Origin of the sequence: Vogesella sp. EB (genome assembly GCF_001037925.1) — a bacterium.
In the GTDB taxonomy this organism is placed as follows: Bacteria; Pseudomonadota; Gammaproteobacteria; order Burkholderiales; family Chromobacteriaceae; genus Vogesella; species Vogesella indigofera.
In genome coordinates this window covers 48,260-69,094 of the sequence record NZ_LFDT01000017.1, presented here as the reverse complement: position 1 = coordinate 69,094, position 20,835 = coordinate 48,260, and the positions used below count along the sequence as shown (strand labels likewise).

Annotated in this window: 18 protein-coding genes; 4 read left to right on the top strand and 14 right to left on the bottom strand. The window is 62.5% G+C overall.

Translation table 11 applies throughout. The features are described 5' to 3' along the window. The 4 genes from ACG97_RS11180 to ACG97_RS11165 all read right to left on the bottom strand — a co-directional run. Nucleotides 1-1,063 (bottom strand): zinc ribbon domain-containing protein (locus ACG97_RS11180; RefSeq protein WP_156168018.1); only part of this gene is annotated, 1,063 nt, incomplete at its 3' end. After that, nucleotides 1,063-2,172 carry a zinc ribbon domain-containing protein gene (locus ACG97_RS11175; protein WP_047967442.1) on the bottom strand — a complete coding sequence of 370 codons (1,110 nt, stop codon included), beginning with the start codon at nt 2,170-2,172 and terminating at the stop codon, nt 1,063-1,065. The genes ACG97_RS11180 and ACG97_RS11175, both read right to left, overlap by 1 nt. A 24-nt stretch (nt 2,173-2,196) precedes the next feature. After that, nucleotides 2,197-3,840: a zinc ribbon domain-containing protein gene (locus ACG97_RS11170; protein WP_162199009.1), complete on the bottom strand. Its 1,644-nt coding sequence runs from the start codon at nt 3,838-3,840 to the stop codon at nt 2,197-2,199. Between the two features lie 60 nt (nt 3,841-3,900). Beyond that, entirely contained in the window at nt 3,901-4,413 is a 513-nt protein-coding gene (locus ACG97_RS11165; RefSeq protein ID WP_047967440.1) for an OmpA family protein, read from the bottom strand. Nucleotides 4,414-4,749: 336 nt separating this feature from the next. Here ACG97_RS11165 and serS point away from each other — a divergent pair, with 336 nt between their 5' ends. Continuing rightward, a complete protein-coding gene (gene serS, locus ACG97_RS11160) occupies nt 4,750-6,036 on the top strand; it encodes a serine--tRNA ligase (RefSeq protein WP_047967439.1) in 1,287 nt (428 codons plus the stop codon). Between the two features lie 99 nt (nt 6,037-6,135). Here serS and ACG97_RS11155 read toward each other — a convergent pair whose 3' ends face one another. From ACG97_RS11155 to phaR, 5 genes are all read right to left on the bottom strand, one after another. Beyond that, the gene (locus tag ACG97_RS11155) at nt 6,136-8,628 is read right to left on the bottom strand and encodes an EAL domain-containing protein (RefSeq protein WP_238377320.1); all 2,493 of its coding nucleotides are present in this window, start codon (nt 8,626-8,628) and stop codon (nt 6,136-6,138) included. 176 nt (nt 8,629-8,804) lie between these two features. Then, nucleotides 8,805-9,668, bottom strand: a complete 864-nt coding sequence (locus ACG97_RS11150) for a pirin family protein (RefSeq protein ID WP_047967437.1) — start codon at nt 9,666-9,668, stop codon at nt 8,805-8,807. A gap of 88 nt (nt 9,669-9,756) precedes the next feature. Then, a complete protein-coding gene (locus ACG97_RS11145) occupies nt 9,757-10,605 on the bottom strand; it encodes a pirin family protein (protein WP_047967436.1) in 849 nt (282 codons plus the stop codon). 160 nt (nt 10,606-10,765) lie between these two features. Next, nucleotides 10,766-12,085 (bottom strand): 30S ribosomal protein S12 methylthiotransferase RimO, encoded by a 1,320-nt coding sequence (rimO, locus tag ACG97_RS11140; RefSeq protein ID WP_047967435.1) that lies wholly within the window; start codon nt 12,083-12,085, stop codon nt 10,766-10,768. A gap of 99 nt (nt 12,086-12,184) precedes the next feature. Next, nucleotides 12,185-12,754 carry a polyhydroxyalkanoate synthesis repressor PhaR gene (gene phaR, locus ACG97_RS11135; RefSeq protein ID WP_047967434.1) on the bottom strand — a complete coding sequence of 190 codons (570 nt, stop codon included), beginning with the start codon at nt 12,752-12,754 and terminating at the stop codon, nt 12,185-12,187. Nucleotides 12,755-12,974: 220 nt separating this feature from the next. Between phaR and ACG97_RS11130 the strand changes: the two genes are divergently transcribed. Then, nucleotides 12,975-13,529: a phasin family protein gene (locus tag ACG97_RS11130; protein ID WP_047967433.1), complete on the top strand. Its 555-nt coding sequence runs from the start codon at nt 12,975-12,977 to the stop codon at nt 13,527-13,529. A gap of 154 nt (nt 13,530-13,683) precedes the next feature. Then, the gene (locus ACG97_RS11125; protein WP_047967432.1) at nt 13,684-14,811 is read left to right on the top strand and encodes a M14-type cytosolic carboxypeptidase; all 1,128 of its coding nucleotides are present in this window, start codon (nt 13,684-13,686) and stop codon (nt 14,809-14,811) included. A 67-nt stretch (nt 14,812-14,878) separates the two neighbouring features. Here ACG97_RS11125 and ACG97_RS11120 read toward each other — a convergent pair whose 3' ends face one another. The 3 genes from ACG97_RS11120 to ACG97_RS11110 form a co-directional block, all read right to left on the bottom strand. Continuing rightward, nucleotides 14,879-16,555 (bottom strand): hypothetical protein, encoded by a 1,677-nt coding sequence (locus ACG97_RS11120; protein WP_047967431.1) that lies wholly within the window; start codon nt 16,553-16,555, stop codon nt 14,879-14,881. A 143-nt stretch (nt 16,556-16,698) separates the two neighbouring features. Next, nucleotides 16,699-17,016 (bottom strand): H-NS family nucleoid-associated regulatory protein, encoded by a 318-nt coding sequence (locus ACG97_RS11115; RefSeq protein ID WP_047967430.1) that lies wholly within the window; start codon nt 17,014-17,016, stop codon nt 16,699-16,701. 92 nt (nt 17,017-17,108) lie between these two features. Continuing rightward, entirely contained in the window at nt 17,109-18,116 is a 1,008-nt protein-coding gene (locus ACG97_RS11110; protein ID WP_047967429.1) for a folate-binding protein YgfZ, read from the bottom strand. Nucleotides 18,117-18,209: 93 nt separating this feature from the next. Between ACG97_RS11110 and ACG97_RS11105 the strand changes: the two genes are divergently transcribed. After that, nucleotides 18,210-19,043 carry a DMT family transporter gene (locus ACG97_RS11105; protein ID WP_047967428.1) on the top strand — a complete coding sequence of 278 codons (834 nt, stop codon included), beginning with the start codon at nt 18,210-18,212 and terminating at the stop codon, nt 19,041-19,043. 254 nt (nt 19,044-19,297) lie between these two features. Here the strand turns inward: ACG97_RS11105 and ACG97_RS11100 are convergent, their stop codons facing one another. Together ACG97_RS11100 and ACG97_RS11095 are read right to left on the bottom strand one after the other, a co-directional pair. Then, nucleotides 19,298-19,774: a hypothetical protein gene (locus tag ACG97_RS11100; RefSeq protein ID WP_047967427.1), complete on the bottom strand. Its 477-nt coding sequence runs from the start codon at nt 19,772-19,774 to the stop codon at nt 19,298-19,300. 29 nt (nt 19,775-19,803) lie between these two features. Further along, nucleotides 19,804-20,700 (bottom strand): LysR family transcriptional regulator, encoded by an 897-nt coding sequence (locus tag ACG97_RS11095; protein WP_047967426.1) that lies wholly within the window; start codon nt 20,698-20,700, stop codon nt 19,804-19,806. Between the last annotated feature and the right edge of the window lie 135 nt (nt 20,701-20,835).

Here is a 20,835-nt window from a genome sequence, read left to right as displayed (position 1 = left end):
GCAGCTGCCAGACCCCGTCACCGTTCTTCGACAGCAACACCCGCTCGCTGCCGCCGCCGACACGAATGCGGCAGCTGAAGGTGTCCGGCTGCTGCGCCAGCGCGGTGCAGTCCTGCTTGGCGTAGCCTTGCTGCTGGCTGGCCAGCAACGGCGAGTAATCCAGCAAGGCCAGCCAGATGTCGTCCGCCGACGGCTCCGCCGGGCCGAACAGGCGGCCCAGCCACGCCTTCAGGCCGGTACTGGCCTGCTCGCCGGCCCGCTCAATGCCTTCCTTGGCCAGTGCCTGCATGAAGACCGCCGCCTCCAGCGCCTGACGCTCGCCATCGTCGGCCACCTGCCAGCGGCCATCCTTGCGCAGCAGCATGATGCGCGCCTCGCCCTTGCCCGCCTCGCCAAACAGCTCGCGGCGGATGGCCGGCGTCAGCCACGCCACCGGCTGACGCGGCTGGAAGTCGTAGCGCACCTGCGACACCAGCAGCTCGCCCATCGCCTGTGGCGGCGACCACTGCGTCACCGCCACCGCCTCGATGCCGCTGCCGACACACAGGCGGCCGTCCACCACTGCTGTCCGCGCGAGATCGGTCTGCTGGTATTCCAGCTGCTCGCCGAAAAAGCCGTTGCTGATCTTTTGCGGCGCGGCATACAGGCCGGCCTTGACCAGTTCGCCGAGCCAGGCGTTGCTCGCCTGGTCGAACGGACTGGTCACCAGCGACTGCTTGCCATAAGGCAGATTGCGCAGACACACCTTGCGCCGGTAATCGGCATCGTGCTGGGCCAGATGCTGGTTGATCGCCGCCATGAACACTTCCTTGGACGGTTCTTGTGGCTGCAACCAGTACCAGGCCGCCGCGGCCAGCAGCAGCAACAACGCGATGCCGCCACCCAGCCATGGCCACGGCAGGCGGCGGGCCGGCATTAGCGGCGTGTCAGGCGCCAACGCCGTGCTCGCGGACGGCTTCGCCTCCGGCGCTGGCGCTCTTGGCTTCAGCGGCTTGCCGCAGGCGTCGCAAAAACGGGCGTCGGCTTCGTTGACCGTGCCGCACTGGGTGCAAAAGCGGCTCATCAGTCATCCTTTACCGGTTTGCCGCACTCGCCGCAGAAGCGGTCGTCGGTGTCTTCCAACAGCGCCTTGCAGTGCGGGCAATGCGGCAGCGCCATGGCAGTGTTGGCGGCGGCAACCGGTGCCGGTGTCGCCAGCTGCTGTTTTTGCTCCTCGATCTTCTGCTTGATCTGCTGCGTCTTCTGCTCCAGCTGTTGCTGGCGACGCGCCAGTTCCTGCTCGGTGGCGCTGACATCCAGTCCGTCAATCGACGACAGGTAGATCTGGCAGCAGCCCTGCAGCGCGATCAGCCCCGGAACAATCATCGCCGCCGCCAGCAGCAGCGACGAGCCCAGTCCGCCGGCGATGACATAGCCACCGCCCTCCCCCATGCCGCCCATCACCATCATCGCCATCGACTGCATGCCGAGGCCACCGATGCCGCCCAGAATGCCGGCCGACATGCTCATCACCATGCCCAGCCCGGAAAACACGATACCGCCGATGATGCCAGCCGACACCAGCACCACCAGCGCCAGCACCAGCTCTTTCACCACCACCGACACCAGACGCTGGCGCGCGATCGCCAGCAGATTGACCAACGTTTCACGCACCGAGGCGCCGCTCCACACCGCCGACGCCGCCAGCGGGTAAAACACGTAGGCCAACGCAAAAAAGGCAAAGCCCAGCAGCAAGGCGGTCAGCGGCAGCGCAAAGGTAAACAGCAGCGGCCCCAGCAGCGGAATCTTGCACAGCAGCAGCACGATGGCGACCAGCAAGAGCAGCAACAGCATGCCACCCAGCGCCACCAGCCCGACCAGCAGCAGGCGGTGGCTGCTGAACAGCGACGCCATCACCGCCGCCGCTATCTGGCGCGACTGTCCGCTGCGGCTGGCATCCATCAGCATGATGCCGACCGCGTTGACACCATAAAACGCCACCAGCCACGACAGCAGCGCCCCCAGGAACAGGCCGAAACCGCTTTGGGTCATGGCCAGCACGCCAAACACCAGCGCCGCCCCCAACAGGCTGGCCGCAAACAGCGCCAGTGCCCGCCAGTTGCCCAGCGCCTCGGTAGCATCCAGCAGCGAGCCGGTATTTTTAAGTTGCTGCGACATTTTCATCAGGATCATTCTCCAGTTATGGCAGTGAGCGGCTTATTGCAGGCCCAGTTGTCGTTTCAGTTCTTCTTTCTTGCGCCGGATTTCATCATGCTGGCTACTGGCTTTCGCCTCGTTCTTCGGTGCGGTCTTGGCGACCGGCGCCACAGCAGCAGGCTTGGTCGCCGGCTTGATCTCCGGCATCGGCTGGGGCACCGCCAGTTCATCGTTCGCCGGCGCCGGCGCGGGGATCGGCTCTGACGCCGGGCTCTGTACCGGCGGGGCCGCGACAATCGGCGTCACCACTGGCGCCACCGCCGCTGCGGCGCTGCTGCCGGCCGGCAGCTTGGTCTGTTCCTGCAACGGACCGGTGCCCGGCTGCAAGGCAATTGCGGCCGGCTCCGACGCGGCCGCCGTCGACGCCGGCTGAGCGCCGCTGCTGAACACACCGCTCAGCATCACCGCGGCCGCCACCATGCCCAGCAGCAGGGCGCCAAGCGCCCAGTGCCGCCACGGTCGTGCCACCGGCGCCATGGCCGTCGCAACGTTGGCCGCAACGGTACTGGCGGGATTGGCCGCCTCCGCTACGACGCTTGATGTAGTCGGCAATGCGCTGTTGCCATTGCCGGCGACGGGTGCCGGCGCAAACGTGGCCGCAGCCGGCGCCGATGAGACTCTGGGTTCCGCTTCGGGCGTCTCTGGCAGGTTCGTGGCGGGTGCATCGGCCGGGGTCGCCGTTGTGACCGCGCCGGCGGCCAAGCTTGCCACTGCGCTGTCGATTGCCGCGGACACCTGCGCCGCACCGGCCACCGCCGCTTCGACCCGCAGCGCCACCGCGCTGGCATCCGCCGCAGGGGATGGCGTATGCGCAGGCTGCGCTATGCCCTCGCCCACCGAACCGGCAGCCGCCACAGCGGCAGGAACGCCTACAGGCGCAGGCTGCTCGCTGGCACTCGCTACCACCGCGACGGTAACCATGCTTTCTGCGGCCACCGCCATGGACGGTGGCGTGACCGGTACTTCGGGCGCAGCCGTTGCGACCAACACCGGCGCCGACGCGCGCTGCGCGATGGCCTCGGTAACGACTACCTCCGTTTCCAGCGAAGACGGCTCGTTGCTGACGACCGGTACCACTGGCTCGGCGACACTGTCCGGTGCTGGCTCAGTGACAACGACCGGCGCCAGCGGCTCACGGCTGGCGATGGTTTCGACGGTCACATGCGCCGCGGCCGGCGCGGTCATCGGCGCCGCTTCCGGCACGACCGCCTCCGTAGCAAGAGGTGCCGGTTCGGCACTGGTCAGCGCAGGCTGGCTGCCCTCCTCGTCCGTCCGCGATCCGGCCGCGCCGCGGACTGCAACGACAACAGGTTCAAGCGGCACGGCAGTCGCGACCGCTACGGTTGCGGCACTGGCTGGCGCATCGGCAACCGCCGCCTCAGTGGTGAGCACGGTGGCGGCAACTGGCGCAGCGGGTGGCACCTCTTGTGTGCTATCGGTTGCGGCCAACATGGCACTGCCGCAGTGTTTGCAGAACTTGCGGCCGGCGCGGTTTTCCTCGCCGCAGGCCGGGCAGGTACAACTGTCGCTGACCGGCGTCGCTGCTGGCGGCGCGGCCGGCACAGCCTGCAGCGCGTGACCGCAACTCAGACAAAAACGCGCACTGTCGCGATTGACGGCGTGGCAGGCGGGGCAATCAGCCATGAACATTCCTTACTTTGCAAAATGAAAACGGCACTCGCCGGCGAGTGCCGTGGCATTGAATTACTTGAACAGGCCCTTGCCGAAGCTGACCACGCTGTCAATCATGCCCTTGAACGGATCCTGTCCCAGGTTTTCCTGCCGCTCGCCGAGGATGATGATGTCGGTGCGGCGGTTCATCTGGCGACCGGCTTCGGTCGCGTTGTTCGCCAGCGGCCGGCTCATGCCGTAACCCAGCGCCTTGATGCGCGTCTTGGGCACGCCACGATCGACCAGCGCCTTCATCACCGACAAGGCGCGCAGCTCGGACAGGTCCTGGTTGAAGTCGCGGCCACCGACACTGTCGGTATGCCCCTCGATCAAGACATTGCTCTTGGTACGCGAGGTCAGCAGGCCGGCCACCTGGTCGAGGAACGGCCGCGCCGAGGCCTTCACTTCGTACTGGCCGGAGTCGAACAGGATGGAATCGGAAGAGCGGATTTCGACCCCCCGCGTGGTCTGGCTGACAGACACCCCCTGATTCGCTTTCGGCAGCGCACAACCGGTCACCACCGCGGCCGCAAGGCACAAGGCCATAACATGAGCTCTGGACACGTTTTTCCCCTGACATTCAAAATCAATCATTAATATCCGTTACAAGTATTACATAACGTTTGCATGTTACTTTAATCTTTCCGGCATAAGCACTGCGCAATGGCCCTGCAACCCATGCTCTTAGCGGCAGTGCGGTCACTTTTCCGACCGCCAGCCACGCGACGCCGGCACGGCAAAACGGGACAACTGCCCCCTGCTGCCGGTAAACTTGCGGGGAAACTTTGTGCCGGCGGGCGCAACCACGGCCGCGAGCGAGACCCGCGCGTGCCGTGTTGCCGGCCACACCCTACCCGAGACAGAAATACAGGACTGAAAACAATGCTGGATATTCAACTGCTGCGCAGCAATATCGATGAAGTGGCGGCCCGTCTGGCCAGCCGTGGCTACACCCTGGAAACCGACGCCTTCAACACGCTGGAGGCAGAGCGCAAGTCCCTGCAAACCCGGATGCAGGAACTGCAATCGCAGCGCAACAGCAGCTCGAAACAGATCGGCATCGCCAAGAAGAACGGCGAAGACGTGTCCGCTATCATGGCGCAGGTCGCGTCGCTGGGTGACGAGCTGAAGGCCGCCGAAGAAGCCTTCGCCGCGGTACAGAACCGCATCGACAACTGGCTGCTAACCATCCCCAACCTGCCGCACGAATCGGTGCCGGCCGGCGCCGACGAAAGCGGCAACGTGGAAGCCCGCCGCTGGGGCACGCCGCGCGCGTTCGACTTCGAAGTCAAGGATCACGTCGATGTCGGCAGCCCGCTGGGCCTCGATTTCGAGACCGGCGCCAAGCTGTCCGGCGCCCGCTTTACCGTGCTGCGCGGCCAGATCGCGCAGCTGCACCGCGCGCTGGCGCAGTTCATGCTGAACACCCACACCGACAAGCACGGCTACAGCGAAACCTACACCCCGTACATCGTCAACAGCGACGTGCTGTACGGCACCGGCCAGCTGCCGAAATTCGCCGAGGACATGTTCCGTGTCGAGCGTGGCGGCGAAGCGGCGGCCCAGCCGCAGTACCTGATTTCCACCTCGGAAATCACCATGACCAATATGGTGCGCGAGTCGGTGCTGAAGCACGACGAACTGCCGCTGAAGTTCACCGCCCACTCGCCGTGCTTCCGTTCCGAAGCCGGCGCCTACGGCCGTGACACCCGCGGCCTGATCCGCCAGCACCAGTTCGACAAGGTGGAGATGGTGCAGATCGCGCATCCGGAACACTCCTTCGCCGCGCTGGAAGAAATGGTCGGCCACGCCGAGGTGATCCTGCAGGCGCTGGAGCTGCCGTACCGCGTGGTGACGCTGTGCAGCGGCGACATGGGCTTCGGCTCGCACAAGACCTACGACCTGGAAGTGTGGCTGCCGGCACAGAACACCTACCGAGAGATCAGCTCCTGCTCCAATATGGGCGACTTCCAGGCGCGCCGCATGATGGCGCGTTTCAAGGACGCCGACGGCAAGAACCGCTACGTGCACACCCTCAACGGTTCCGGCCTGGCGGTGGGCCGCACGCTGGTGGCGGTACTGGAGAACTACCAGAACGCCGACGGTTCGGTCACCATCCCGGCGGTACTGCGTCCGTACATGGGCGGCAAGGACAAGATCGGCGGCTGACCCCGCGCCAAGGTTGGCCGCAAGCATTGCGGCCAACCTTGCAGCAAAAAGCCGACGCATCGCGTCGGCTTTTTTGCGTCCGGGCCCGGCGGGGGACGGCTAGCACAGCAGGTGCAGGAAGTCGGCGGCGGTTTGCGGCTTGCCGAACAGGTAGCCCTGTGCCTGATGGCAACCCTGACCGATCAGGAACTCGCGGTGGGCCGGCCTTTCCACGCCCTCGGCCACGATGGACAAGCCCAGGCTGCGACCCAGCGAAATCACCGCCGAGGCAATGGCGGCATCGTCCTTGTCACGATCCAGATCCTTGATGAAGGAGCGGTCGATCTTCAGCACCTGCACCGGCAGGCGCTTGAGGTAGGCCAGCGAGGAATAGCCGGTACCGAAATCGTCGATCGCCAGCGTGATGCCCATCGCGCGCAACCCTTCCAGCGCCTTCATCACCTCGCCGTCGCTGTCCATCGCCGTGCTTTCGGTGATCTCCAGCTCCAGCTGCGACGGCGGCAGCCCGGTCTGCTGCAGCACCTGCGCCACCGTTTCCACGATATTGCCGAACTTGATCTGGCGCCCGGACAGGTTGACCGCCACCCGGCCGCCAAAGCCGCAACGGTCTGCCCACAGCTTGGTCTGGCGGCAGGCTTCCTGCAGCACCCAGGCGCCGATCGGCACGATCAGCGCGCACTCCTCGGCCACCGGGATGAATTCCACCGGCGGCACAAAGCCCATTTCCGGATGCTGCCAGCGGATCAGCGCCTCCATGCCCACCAGCGCACCGCTGGCGAGATCGACCTTGGGCTGGTACCAGACCTGGAATTCGTCCTTGATCAGCGCGCGGTGCAGGCTGTACTCCAGCTTCAGCCGTGCCATGGCACTGGCATTCATGTCGGCGGTGTAGAACTGGAAGGTGTTCTTGCCGCGGTTCTTGGCGCGGTACATCGCGGCATCGGCATTGACCAGCAGGCTGTCGGCGGTGCGACCGTCATCGGGAAACACCGCGATACCGAGGCTGGCGGAGACAAACACCTTGCTGTTGCCGCCCAGCACCAGCTCGCCGGTAATGCTGTCCAGAATATCCTGCGCCATGCTGGCCAGCGTGGTCAGGCTGCCGCTATTGGGCAGCAGGATGGTGAACTCGTCACCGGCCAGGCGTGCCACGGTGCTGCTGCCCGGCGCCTCTTCCTGCAGCCGCTGCGAGATTTTCACCAGCAGCTCGTCGCCGGCCTGGTGCCCCAGCGTGTCGTTGATCAGTTTGAAGCGGTCGAGATCGATGAACATCAGCGCAAAGCGCTGCTGCTGCTCGCGCGCCTGCTCCACCGCCGCTTGCAGCTTTTCGGCAAACAGGGTGCGGTTGGGCAGCCCGGTCAGCGCATCGTGGTTGGCGAGGAAATGCAGCCGTTCCTCCGCCTGCTTGCGCTGGGTGATGTCGGCGAACACGGCGACGTAGTGCTGGGTCACGCCCTGATCGTCGCCGATGGCGGTGATGGTCAGGTGTTCGGTATAGAGCAGGCCGTTCTTGCGGCGGTTGATCACCTCGCCCTGCCAGAAACCGTCGCTCTTCAGCTGCCGCCACATGTGCTCGTAGAAATCCGCCGACTGGCGCCCGGACTTGAGCAAGGCCGGGGTATGGCCGATCGCCTCGTCGCGCGAGTAGCCGGTGATGCGGGAAAATGCCGGGTTGACCGACTGGATCAGCCCCTTGCTGTCGGTGATGACGATGCCTTCCATCGTCGACTCGAACACCTTGTCCGCCATCAGCAGGCTCTGCCGCGAGCGCAGCAGCGCCTCGTCGCGCTCGCGCAGCGCGTGATGCAGCTCGGCGAGAAATTCCTGCTCGATGGTGGCGAGGATGTCGGACATGCCGATGATGGTCAGCAGCTGGCCGCTGCCGTCGGTGACGCCGAGATGGCGCAGCTGGTGCTCCAGCAGCACCTTGCGCGCGGCCAGCAGGGTCATGTGCACTGGCACCGTGCGCAGCGGATGGCTGGCAAGATCGGCTACCGTCAGACCGCCGCGCGGCTGCGCCAGGTGCTGCAGCATGTCGCGCTGGGTGAGGATGCCCCAGCTGCCGTCGGCGTAGGTCACGCCCAGCGCCTCGGCCTTGTGCTCGCGCATCAGCCGGGTGGCGGCACCGATATCGGCGGTGGCGGCGATGGTGGCCAGCGGCACATGCACCATCGCATCCAGTCGCTTCAGGCGCAGGAAAAACTCGGCTTCCTGATTGATGACGATGTCGGTGGTCGACACCACGCCCATCACGCGGTCGCCGCCCGGCTCGGTCACCACCAGATGGCGCATGCGCTGCTTGTGCAGCAGCGCGGTGACTTCCTGGATGGTGGCATTGGCGGCAATGGTGCGCACCGGCGACGACATCACCGCCGCCACCGGCGTCGCGGCCACCCCCGGCTGCTGCAGGTCCAGCCGGACCGCGTCGCTCTCGGTCCACACCCCGACCGGCTGCCCGCCCTCCTCCATCACGATGATGGCGCCACAGCGCTCACGGCACATGGCAAAAGCCGCCTCGCTCACCGTGGCGGTGGGCAGGCAGCTCAGTACCTGGCGTGACAGGATAGACTCGACGGACCGGGAAAACGACACGCAATCAGCTCCAGACATTCGTTAGACGGTGCAGTAACTATTTATACTGAACACCGTCATTTGATAATGATTAATAGGAAATAATCTTACCACAAGCAGGGTTATTCCTTCACGCAAAAACCCGCCAATTCATGACAAAAGCCTGATCCGTCGTTCGGCGTCGCCCGCCCCGCCGCTCACACCGGCAACGGGATGAACTCGCTCTCGCCGGGCACCATGGCAAAGCGGCCGGCCTGCCAATCGTCCCGCGCCGCCGCCAGCAGCGCCTTGTCACTGGCCACGAAGTTCCAGTCCAGGTAGCGCGGCCCATCCAGCGCTGCGCCGCCAAAGAGCACGCCCTGCACGCAGGCGCTGGCACGCAACTCGCGCGCACTGTCGGACAATATCACCAATTCGCCGGCGCGGATGACTTCGCCGTCGACCTGCACCTCACCCTCGATCAGGTACAGCGCGCGCTCGGCCACGTCCTGCGGGAGCGACAGCACGCCACCGCCCTGCAACTGCCAGGCGGCATACAGTGTCGGGGCAAAGGTTTTCACCGGCGACACCATGCCGAAGGCGTTGCCGATCAGCAGCTGCACGCTGCCGCGTTCGAAGTCATGCTGCGGCAACACGGCCGCCGGGTAGTGATAGAACGCTGGTGCGCAACGCTCCTGCGCCTGCGGCAGCGCCAGCCACATCTGCAGCCCCTCCACCGCCACGTTGGCGGCCCGGATGTCGGCCGGAATGCGCTCGGAATGGACGATGCCGCGCCCGGCTACCATCAGGTTGATGGCGCCCGGCTCGATGCGCTGCACCGTGCCCAGGCTGTCGCGGTGCATCATCGCGCCCTGGCTGAGGTAGGTCACGGTGGCCAGACCGATGTGCGGATGCGGGCGCACGTCGCCAGCGGTGCCGGCGGCGACGAAATACGCCGGCCCCATGTGATCGAGAAACACGAACGGTCCGACACTGCGCATACCGCGCACCGGCAACAGGCGCCGCACGACAAAGCCGATGTCCTGCTGGCGCGGTTCAATACGCTGGCTGATGGCACTCATGGAAAAACTCCGCATCTATCTGAATAGAAAAAAGGTTGCGAATGGAGAAAAGGTTGGCCGCAACGCCTGCGGCCAACCTTGTGCTGCATCAAGCCAAACGACCCTGCTGGTAGTCGGCAAACGCCTGCTCCAGCTCGGCGCGCGTGTTCATCACGAACGGCCCGTACTGTGCAATCGGTTCGCGCAGCGGCTGTCCGGACAGCACCAGCACGCTGGCACCGTCGTCGCTGTGCAGGCGCACGCCGTCACCGTTGTTGCCGAGAATCGCCATGCGCTGCTGCGGCACGTTGACGCCGGCGATGCTGACGTTGCCGTGGTAGACGTAGACAAAGGCATTGTGGCCGGCTGCGATATCGATGTCGCGCGAGCCGCCCGCCGGCAGCTGCAGGTCAAGATACAGAGGCTCGGTATCCGGCTGCCGGATCGCCCCCGCCTGCGAGCGGTACTGGCCGGCGATCACCTTCACCGCGACGCCGTCCGCCTCCTGCAGCAGCGGAATCTCCGCCGCCGGGATGTCGCGATAGGCGGCCGGGATCATCTTGCGCGCCGCCGGCAGGTTGATCCACAGCTGGAAGCCGTGCATCAGCCCGTCCTCCTGCTCCGGCATCTCGGAATGGATCACGCCGCGGCCGGCGGTCATCCACTGCACGCCGCCCGGCCCGAGCAGGCCTTCGTTATTGCCGCTGTCGCGGTGGCGCATGCGCCCGGCCAGCATATAGGTCACCGTCTCGAAGCCGCGGTGCGGATGCGACGGGAAACCGGCGATGTAGTCGCCCGGATTGTCGGAGCGGAATTCATCCAGCATCAGGAACGGGTCCAGCCGCCGCTGCAGGTTTTGCGTCAGTACGCGCGTCAGCTTGACGCCGGCACCGTCCGAAGTCGGCATGCCGCTGACTTGCTGTTCGACGGTTCGTGATTGCCATTGCGGGTCGGTCATGGGGTGGCTCCTGGTCTGGGGTTGATGGAAACACTATACAAACCGGCCATTCGATAAAAAAGCACAAAAAACTGCAGCCCATGTTCAAAAAAACTGAGCAGGAATAAAAAACGGCGCAAGGTCTGCACCTTGCGCCGCGTTGGCCATCAGCGGGGAGCGTTTACACGCGCTCGCCCCACAGGTCGTGCTCGCTGGCATCGACGATTTCGACCTCGACGAAATCACCGACCGCAAGGCCGGTCGCGTCCTCGACGAACACCAGGCCGTCGATCTCCGGCGCATCGGCGTAGCTGCGGCAGACCGCAGTGCCGTCCTCGTCGATCTCGTCGACCAGCACCTGCAGGCGCTGGCCGATGCGTGCGGCCAACCTTGCGGCACTGATCTCGGCCTGCACCGCCATGAAGCGCTCTTTGCGCTCTTCCTTCACCGCGTCCGGCACCGGGTCCGGCAGCTCGTTGGCGGCCGCGCCCTCCACCGGCGAGTAGGTGAAACAGCCGACACGATCCAGCTGCGCCTCGCGGATGAAGGCCAGCAGCTCCTCGAAGTCTTCTTCGGTCTCGCCGGGGAAGCCGACGATGAAGGTGGAACGGATCACCAGTTGCGGGCAGATCTCGCGCCACTTCTTGATGCGGCCGAGCACGTTGTCGCTGTTGGCCGGCCGCTTCATCAGCTTCAGGATTTTCTGGCTGGCATGCTGGAACGGAATGTCCAGGTAGGGCAGGATCTTGCCGTCGCGCATCAGCGGAATCACTTCATCGACGTGCGGGTACGGATAGACATAGTGCAGGCGCACCCAGATGCCGTGCTTGCCCAGCTCCTCGCACAGCTCGGTCATGCGCGTCTTCACCGGGCGGCCGTTGTGGAAGCCCAGCTTGTACTTGACGTCGACACCGTAGGCCGAGGTGTCCTGCGAGATGATTAGCAGCTCCTTGACGCCGGCCTTCGCCAGGTTCTCGGCTTCCGCCAGCACGTTCTGGATCGGGCGGCTGTCGAGGTCGCCGCGCATCGACGGGATGATGCAGAAGGTGCAGCGATGGTTGCAGCCTTCGGAAATTTTCAGGTAGGCGTAGTGCTTCGGCGTCAGGCGCACACCGATGTCCGGCACCAGGTCGACGAACGGGTCGTGCGGCTTCGGCAGGTGATTGTGCACGTGCCCCATCACCTCGTCGGTGGCGTGCGGGCCGGTGACGGCCAGTACCGACGGATGGTTGTCGCGGATCACGTCGCCCTTGGCGCCGAGACAGCCGGTGACGATCACCTTGCCGTTTTCGGTCAGCGCCTCGCCGATGGCATCCAGCGACTCCTGCACCGCAGCATCGATGAAGCCACAGGTGTTGACCACTACCAGATCGGCGCCATCGTAAGTACCGGAAATTTCATAGCCCTCCGCACGCAGGCGGGTGAGGATCTGCTCGGAATCGCTGGCCGCCTTCGGACAGCCCAGACTGATAAACCCTACTTTTGGTGCAACGTGCGACATGGGACACAACCTTGAAGAAATTCAATACAGAAAGCCGGACGTTGCAACAACGTCCGGCTGTGAACTGCACATTATAGAAAAAACCGCGCGGGAAAAAAACTACTTCGGCGGGTTCTTGTCGTCGTCGCGACTAGGCGGGTAGGCCGGGAAGCCGAAGCCGCTGAACATGGTGCGCGCCTGTTCCTGCATGCGGTTCTGCATGTCGAGGAACATATTGGTGCTCTGGTCCAGATAGCTGGTCATCATGTTCTGCATTGCCGGGCCCTGGAAGTTGAGGAAGTCTCCCCACATCTTGGCGTTCACCATCGGGTTGTCACCGTAGATGGTCTTGGCCTGCTCCTGCATGCGCGACTGCAGCTGGGTAAACAGCTGCAGGTTTTTCTCCAGGAACGGCCCCATCATGCCCTGCATCGCCTGGCCGTAAAAACGGATGAACTGGGTCAGCACTTCGTAGCTGAACATCGGCGAGCCGCCGTTCTCCTCTTCCAGAATGATCTGCAGCAGCACACCACGCGTGATGTCATCGTGGGTTTTCGCGTCCACAACCTGGATATCCACATTATCCAGCACCAGCTGCTTCACATCGCCCAGTGTGATGTAGGAACTGGTGGCGGTATCGTACAAACGGCGGTTGGGGTACTTCTTGATGACCCGTTTTTCAACACTCATGTAACACTCCCAGCTTATTTTTCTGTTGTGTGGCGCCACATTATCATAAATGCAACACGGTAGAGCAAAACTTCTAGGCACCGATTTCGAAGTTACGCTACTATCAAATTGTCATTGTGCAGCGCAACAGACCGGTATGATGCGACAAAAAAAGTACAACAACAATGACGACACACCGGACCAGACCGAGTTACATCAACAGCGAGTGAGGGTATCCCAAATGATCAATCCAACCGAACAACTGAGCAAACTGTCCCTGAATGGTTTTGAGGCACTGTTCCGCGCCGCACAAATCTCTCTGGACAGTACTGAACGCCTGGTCAAGCTCAATTTCGAGCTGTCCAAGCAGTCGCTGGAAGAAAACGTCAAGCTGACCCGCGAACTGAGCAGCCTGAAAACACCACAGGAAGCCCTGACCCGCCTGAACAAGCTGGCCACCCAGAATCTGGAACAGGCTGTCGCCAACTCGCGCAGCGTGTACGACATCGTGTCCGAAACCCAGGCCGAACTGGGCAAGATCGCGGAAAGCAACTTCAACGAGCTGAACAAGTCGGTGATCAGCAACATCGACCTGCTGAGCAAGAATGCACCTGCCGGTTCCGAAACCGCCGTCAACGCACTGAAATCGGGCATCGCCGCCGGCGCCGCCGCGATCAACTCGATGACCAAGGCCGCACAGCAAGTTGCCGAGTTTGCCGACTCCAGCGTCAAGGCCGCCAACAGCGCCACCGTGGATGCCGTGAAAACCGCCGCCAAGCGCTCGTCCGCAGCCTGAAATACGCCATTGCGCCGCAAGGCCAGCACAACCTGCCACCGCTAGCCCGTGGCAGGTTTTTTCATGGCGCCGTGCGCGGCCACGGCAAGCGTGCCGCCGGCAGCGCAACGCGTTACAATAACCGGCTACCAGTAACAGACGGACATACCGCAGCATGAAAATCAGCAGCAATTTCGACGCCGGCAGTATCGAGGTTATCGCACTCAATAACTTTGAAGACATTCAGCTTCGCATCCGCAAAGATAATGCCTCCGATTTTGCCCAATGGTTTTACTTCCGGCTGCAGGGTGCCGCCTACGAGCTGTGCAAGCTGCGTTTCCTCAACATCAAGGAAACCGCCTACCCCAAGGGCTGGGAAGACTACCAGGCGGTGGCATCCTATGATCGCGTCAACTGGTTCCGCGTGCCGACCTACCTGGACGGCGACGATCTGGTGATCGAGCACGTCCCGCTGGCCGGCAGCATCTACTACGCCTACTTCGAGCCGTACTCGCACGAGCAGCACCTGAACCTGATCGGCATGGCGCAAAGCTCCGGCCTGTGCCAGGTGTCCGACCTCGGCTCGACGGTGCAGGCACGCGACGTCAACCTGCTGACCATCGGCCACGAGGTCGAGTCTGACCTCAAGATCTGGGTCATCGCCCGCCAGCACCCCGGCGAAACGATGGCGGAATGGTTTGTCGAAGGGCTGCTCACCCGCCTGCTCGACACCCAGGACCCGACTTCGCGCGCACTGCTGGACCGAGCCACCTTCTACGTGGTGCCGAACATGAACCCGGACGGCGCCATTCTCGGCAACCTGCGCACCAACGCCGCCGGTGCCAACCTGAACCGCGAATGGCTGAATCCGAGTCTGGAAACCAGTCCGGAAGTGTTTCATGTCCGCAACAAGATGCTGGAAACCGGCGTCGACCTGTTCCTCGACATCCATGGCGACGAAGCGATTCCGTACGTGTTTGTCGCCGGCACCGAGGGCGTACCCAGCTACAACGAACGCATCGCGGCACTGGAAACCGCATTCAAGCAACAGCTGCGTGTGGCATCGCCCGACTTCCAGGACGAGCACGGCTACGACAAGGACGCCCCCGGTGCGGCCAACCTTGCGATGGCGACCGCCTGGGTCGGCAACCAGTTCAACTGCCTGGCCTATACCCTGGAAATGCCGTTCAAGGACAACGACAACCTGCCGGACGACGACTTCGGCTGGAATGGCCAGCGCAGCCTGCGTCTTGGCGAAGCCAGCCTGAGCGCCATTTACGGCGTGCTGAAAGACCTGCGCTGAAGCAGCAGCACGGTACGCAATAAAAAAGCCACGATCCGCATCGTGGCTTTTTATTTGGTGGCAGCGACTACAGCTGCCGGATCAGCTCGATCTCCACCTGACACCAGTCGGCGCCCTTTTCCAGCACTCGCCCCAGCGCCACCAGAAAGCCCTTGTTCTTGGCAAACATCTGCAGCTTCTTGCCGTGTGCGTAGCTGAACAGCGGAATCAGCAGCGTGTTGCACTTCACGCCGCCTTTCATCGCCGAGGCAAACAGGGCGATCTCGCCCTGATTCCATACCATGCCGACCGGCAGGGTCGGATCGGCATTGCGACCGTTCTCCGCCTTGGTGTACGCCGCCACCGGCCGCGAGCTCAGCAGCTGCAAACCGAGGTACATGCGCTCCTTGTCGTCACGCTTGATGCGACGCACGATGCTCAGGCTCCAAGCCTGCTGCCCGGCCTCTCGCGTCGCCAGCAATGCCCCCAGTGACAGCCACTCCGCGCCTGCCGCCGGCAAGGACACTCCCAGACCGCTGTCGCTCTGGTTCTCGATATCCCACAACTGCAACTCGGTGCCGGTGGCGATCTTGACCACCTCGTCCTGGGCCACGTTTTTTTCACGACGGCGCCCGGTCAGGAAACCGTAAATGCGGATTTCGGCAACCTCTTCGACACTGACCGACGGGCTTTCCTGGCGATCACCCTGTGCCAGGAATTCCTCATACTCGCGCACCAGCCGGTGCACCCCGCTCAGCAGGCGGCCAACCTCCAGCTGCTTGCTGGCCACCGGCACCCGCTCCGCACGCTCGAAGCGGAACGGCTTGACCGCCCACTCCCGCACCAGGAAGCGCAGCAGGCCCGGATCAACACCCCGGCTGAAACGCTCGCGCAGCGCCTGTGGCGTGGTGCCGCCGTCATACACCGCCAGCCAGGCATTCAGCTGATCAACCAGCTCCGTGGTGGACCAGACGCGAATACCCTGCAGTTGCGGCACATTGTGCGCACGACTCGGCGGAGACGCATGCTGGATATTGACGATGAAACTGCTCTCCCCGGACAGGTCGCGGGACAACGTCATGCGGTTGGACAGCATCAGTGCCAGTTGATAGGCGAGATGAATCTGGCGGGAAGTCAGGTTGCCGCTGTTCAGCAGCGAGGTCATCAGGAACGCCAGGTACAGGTCATGAATGGTCGTGGTTGCCTCGCCGGGGAACAGCTGCAACGGCACCGCATCAATGGCCTGTTCTTCGGCATAACGGAACAGCTGGTTGACGTTGCTCCACATCACCTCGTCCAGCGAGGCATGGCGGTAGTAATGCCACAGCGCATTCTCGGTGAGGTAAAACAGCATCTTGCCGATTACCAGCGGCAACAGCAGGCGGATCTGCGGCGCTTCCTCGCCCTCGGGATCGAAACTCATGAAGCGCTGGAAGGCAGCCACCAGCTGGCGGCCATAGGACAGGATTTGCGCCCGCTGCTGCAGCTCGATGGCCGGCAACAGCTTGGAGCTCAGGTACTGGGCGCACAACTGCTGGTGCACGATGTGTCCCAGCCGGTCCAGCTCGATGATGGCCTCCAGCGTGGCGACGCTCGGGCTATCGATATCCTGATTGAACTGCGACAGCAGCTTGGTGATCTGGTCATGGCTACCGGCAGCAAACTCCCGCTGGGTCGCGGCGTACCACTCGGTTACCGACTTGACGTCATCAAGAGGATGGGATTTGCGTTTATCGCCGAACGAAAAAAAATCCAGTTTTGCCATGACCTAAACCGAAGTTAAGCACTCACACAATCAAGCAGGCTCTCATTACCAGCGCATTCTATAATGAATCGTGAATGTTCCGCTGCAAAAGAAAACGCCGTGTTTGCACACGGCGTTTTGCTATCCACAACCCGTCAGCTCATTTATACGCGCAAGCTATCCAGATCAATACCGGAATCCAGCAGTGCGACAACCCACAACGGCTTGCGACCGCGACCGGTCCAGGTCAGCGATTCATCGTTCGGATGACGGTATTTGACTTCTACCGGTTTGCGGCCACTGGCCGTTGGTGCCACTTTGCCGCCGAGCACATCCTCAACACTGAAGCCATAAGCCTTGGCAATTTCAAGAATCTGTTTCTTGGCTTTGGCTTTTTCTTCCACTTCGCGACGGCGAACCTCAACATCAACGTCATTTTTCAGCTGCAGCAATTCGGCAAAATCGAGTGTACTCAAATCCATTTAAAACCCCCTTCAATAAACAAAGCCAGCCAGAATATACCGAAAATTAGATTACCAGCCGCTCTGCGTCAAGCACTATATTAAATCCTGAATTAACCCTCTTGCAAATCAGGGATTAAATACGGCGCCTCCAGCCGCAACAATTGCGAGTGCGGCACACCGGCAAGATAAGGCTGCCCCGCCCAGGCCGAGATTTGCATCACCACCAGTGCCAGATATTTTTTTGCTGTCAATGGCACGCTTAGCATCACCTTGCCGATGGCCTGCTCACCGGTTGCCTCAACCTGCACATCCATGCCGGCCGTACACTCGTCGGCATTTACTTCCACCACAAACATGCGGCGTTTCACTTTGCCGAGATACTGGGTACGCGCCACAATTTCCTGACCTGGATAACATCCCTTGCGGAAACTGATACCACCGATCAGGTCCAGATTCGCCATTTGCGGCACGAATGCCTCATAGGTTGCCTGCGACACCCAGGGAATACCGGCACGGATAAAAAAGGCGTCAAACAGGCGACTGGCCAGCAGCTTGCCGGCAAACTGCGGCAGCGCGGCGGCCTCTTCCGCCCCCAGGCAGGTAATACGGATCTGTTCGCCAATCGACACCACCGCGTGCTCGGCAGTACCCGCCAAGGCCGGTTCAAAAGCCGGGCGGCCAGCTTCCGCTGCGGCCAGATATTCGCCGACAATCACGCTGTCGACCACTTCGACTTTCACCTTGGCACGCAGGACAAACATGGAAAGGCGGCGACGAAAAGCCTCGGCAATATCTTTTCGCAGCAGCAGAAAAAAGGTCTGCTCAATGCGCCACAACAGGAAACTGGCCTGCATCCGGCCCTTGGCATTGGAATAACTGCTCCATTGCGCCACACTGCCATCCAGTAATTTTACGTCGGAAGAAAATTGCCCCTGCAGGAACGATTCAGCATCGTCGCCATGTACTTTCAACAAAACAAACTGGGTGAGCACGGCATGGCCATCCTGCTCGAATGACAAATCTTGCCGGCTCTCGCCACTGGCCAACACCACATCACCATCGGCATCGAGCATGGCACCATGCTGACTCAAATAAGCCAATACCTGCGACTGGTTCATTACTGTTCCTTTCTGAATTACGGGCCTCATTACGCCCCGTAAATGTCCGTCGGCCGGCTATCCATTCCACGCCCGCCACGTTATGATTTGCGGATGAAAAAATTCACTTTACTGCCAGCATTACTCGCTATTTTACTGTGGTCTTCCCTAGCCGCGTTAGGGGCATTTACCCAGCGCCTGCCGCCATTTCTGGTCACCGCCGTAGCGCTTTTTATTGGCAGCCTGCTCGCCATTCACCGCATCCGCGACTGGCGAGTGGCACCGCGCACCCTGCTGATTGGCGTCGCCGGCATCTTCGGCTATCACTGCCTGCTGTTTACCGCTTTTCGCACCGCACCGGCACTGGAAGCCAATCTGCTGAATTATTTGTGGCCACTGCTGATTGTCGTGCTTAGTCCGCTGTTCGGGTTGGGCAAATTGACCGGCCGCCACATCCTGGCGGCAACGATCGGTTTTTGCGGCGCGGTATTGATTGTCAGCAAGGGTCAATTCGACTTTGCCGACAGCCTGCCGATCGGCTACCTGTTCGCGATCGCCGCGGCCTTCACCTGGTCCAGCTACAGCCTGGCGACTCGCAAGCTGCCACCGTTCCCTAACGCGGCGGTCGGCGGCTTCTGCCTGCTTTCCAGCCTGCTTGCCGCACTCTGCCACTGGCTGTTCGAGCCGGCAATCGTTCCCAACAACGAGGAATGGCTGGCACTGCTGCTGATGGGGATCGGGCCGCTGGGCGCATCGTTCTTCCTGTGGGACAAGGCGATGAAGGAAGGCGACCCGAAACAGATCGGCGCACTGTCCTATCTCACCCCCTTGCTCTCCACCCTGATCCTGGCGGTCAGCGGGCTGGGCGAACTGAACACCATTACCTGGATTGCCGGCGCCTTGATCCTGCTCGGCGCCACCATCGGCTCGCTCAGCCGCGGACGCTAACCGGCCAGTCTGCCGCGGCTCGCGGCAGCATCCGCTTCGGGCCGGCTTGGCGTATGGCGCACAAGCCGACAATCCGACACGGGTCAACGCCAACAAACGGAAGCGGTTAAATATGACGCCCCGACGCTGCAAGCGGACTGCGCTCATGTAACTCGGCAATACCACGGCAGGCAACAATGTACGGGCAAGGAAATCCGCAGCAGAACGACTGAACGACGGCCTGGCAAGCAAGACTCAGACACGGCCACGCCATTCTAGACTGCCGGGCGCGGATAAAACACCGAAGCGGCAACAGGGTTATTGCGACACTTGCGATAGGCGTGCTGGGCACCACGCACCGCGGACAGCGTGGCATAGGAAAAGCGGGTGGAAGCAAAATGCTGGATCTGGCGGCTGGCACGCGACGCGATCAGGTAGCCGGAAAAGCCGAGGTCCAGTGGCAGCGCACAGGGTGCCGCCGAGAGCAACGGCGAGTGCCGCAACCAGGTTTTCTGCTGTTCGCCAAACCAGCGTTCCAGCACCAGCAGCAGGTCATGCTGCGCATCGGCAGAGGCTTGCAATACCGAGGCGCTCGACATCATCGGCGCATCCAGTTGCCCGATCAGGCCCGGTGCACCAGCGGTCGGCGGCGATAGCTGACACCAGCTGCGCCAGCAATCGGCCTGTGCGGCCAACATGCGTTGCTGATTGGTCTGCACCGCATCGAGATACTGCTGAAAAACCGTTGCCATGGTATGCCCTTGGATAAGGTAAGACGACATCAGACAACAAGGTTGCTGTTCAGACCCCACACCGGCTGCAGGCCGGCTACCAGCGTCTGCAGAATCGGGTCGTCGGCCCGGTCGGCCGGATAGACGAACTGCAGCTCCGCCATCTTCACGATCTCCGGCACCAGATCGACCACGCCGCGCTCGGCGGCGCGAAGCGCATCTTCCTCGCGCAGCAAGGCGAGGCCGACACCCGCTTGCACCAGCTCGGAAGCGGTAAACAGGTTGTCGCATTCCGATACCTTTTTCGGGGCGATGTTCAGCTCCCGCCACAGCTCGGACACGATCTTCGACAGGCTGGAAAACTGGGAAATGCCGACCCACGGCAGACGTCCCAGCTCCTTGGGGTTGGCCGCATTGATCCGTGCCAGCCAGCCCTTGGGCATCACGATGCGCAAGCGCAGCTGCGTCAACAACAGGGTGTGCACGTTGACGTAGGGGTTTTTGCCGAGATAGAAACCGGCGTCCAGTTCTTTCTTGCGCACCGCATTGAGCACGTCGCCGGTCACGCCTTGGTGCAGGCACACCTCCAGCAAGGGAAAGCGCTCGGCAAGGCCGGCTACCCAGGGGCCGACCCGCAGCACGTCCGGGGTCAGCGCGATGCCGATCTGCACCTTGCCGGTCAGCGGCCCCTTCAGGCTGCGGGCATGATCCAGCAGCTGCCGCGCCGACACCAGAATGTCCTGCGCGCGGGGCAGCAGCTCCTGCCCTGCCAGCGTCAACACCACCCCACCTGCCGTGCGCTCGAACAAGGACATGCCGACTTCTTCTTCAATGGCCTTGATCTGCGCCGTTACCGCCGGCTGCGACAAGTGAAGCAGCTCGGCGGCCTGAGTCAGATGGCCTTGCTGAGCCACCGTAACAAAGGTGCGCAGTTGGTAGATTTCCATGCTGGACGACTCTCCTGATCGGCTGGGGGCGCGCTACTTTTGCATCGCAAAGGCGGGTTTTTGGCCATTTTGTACAAGTTCCCCACCAACCCACAAGGCATGCACACAAAAAGCTGGATAACGATTGCTGATATC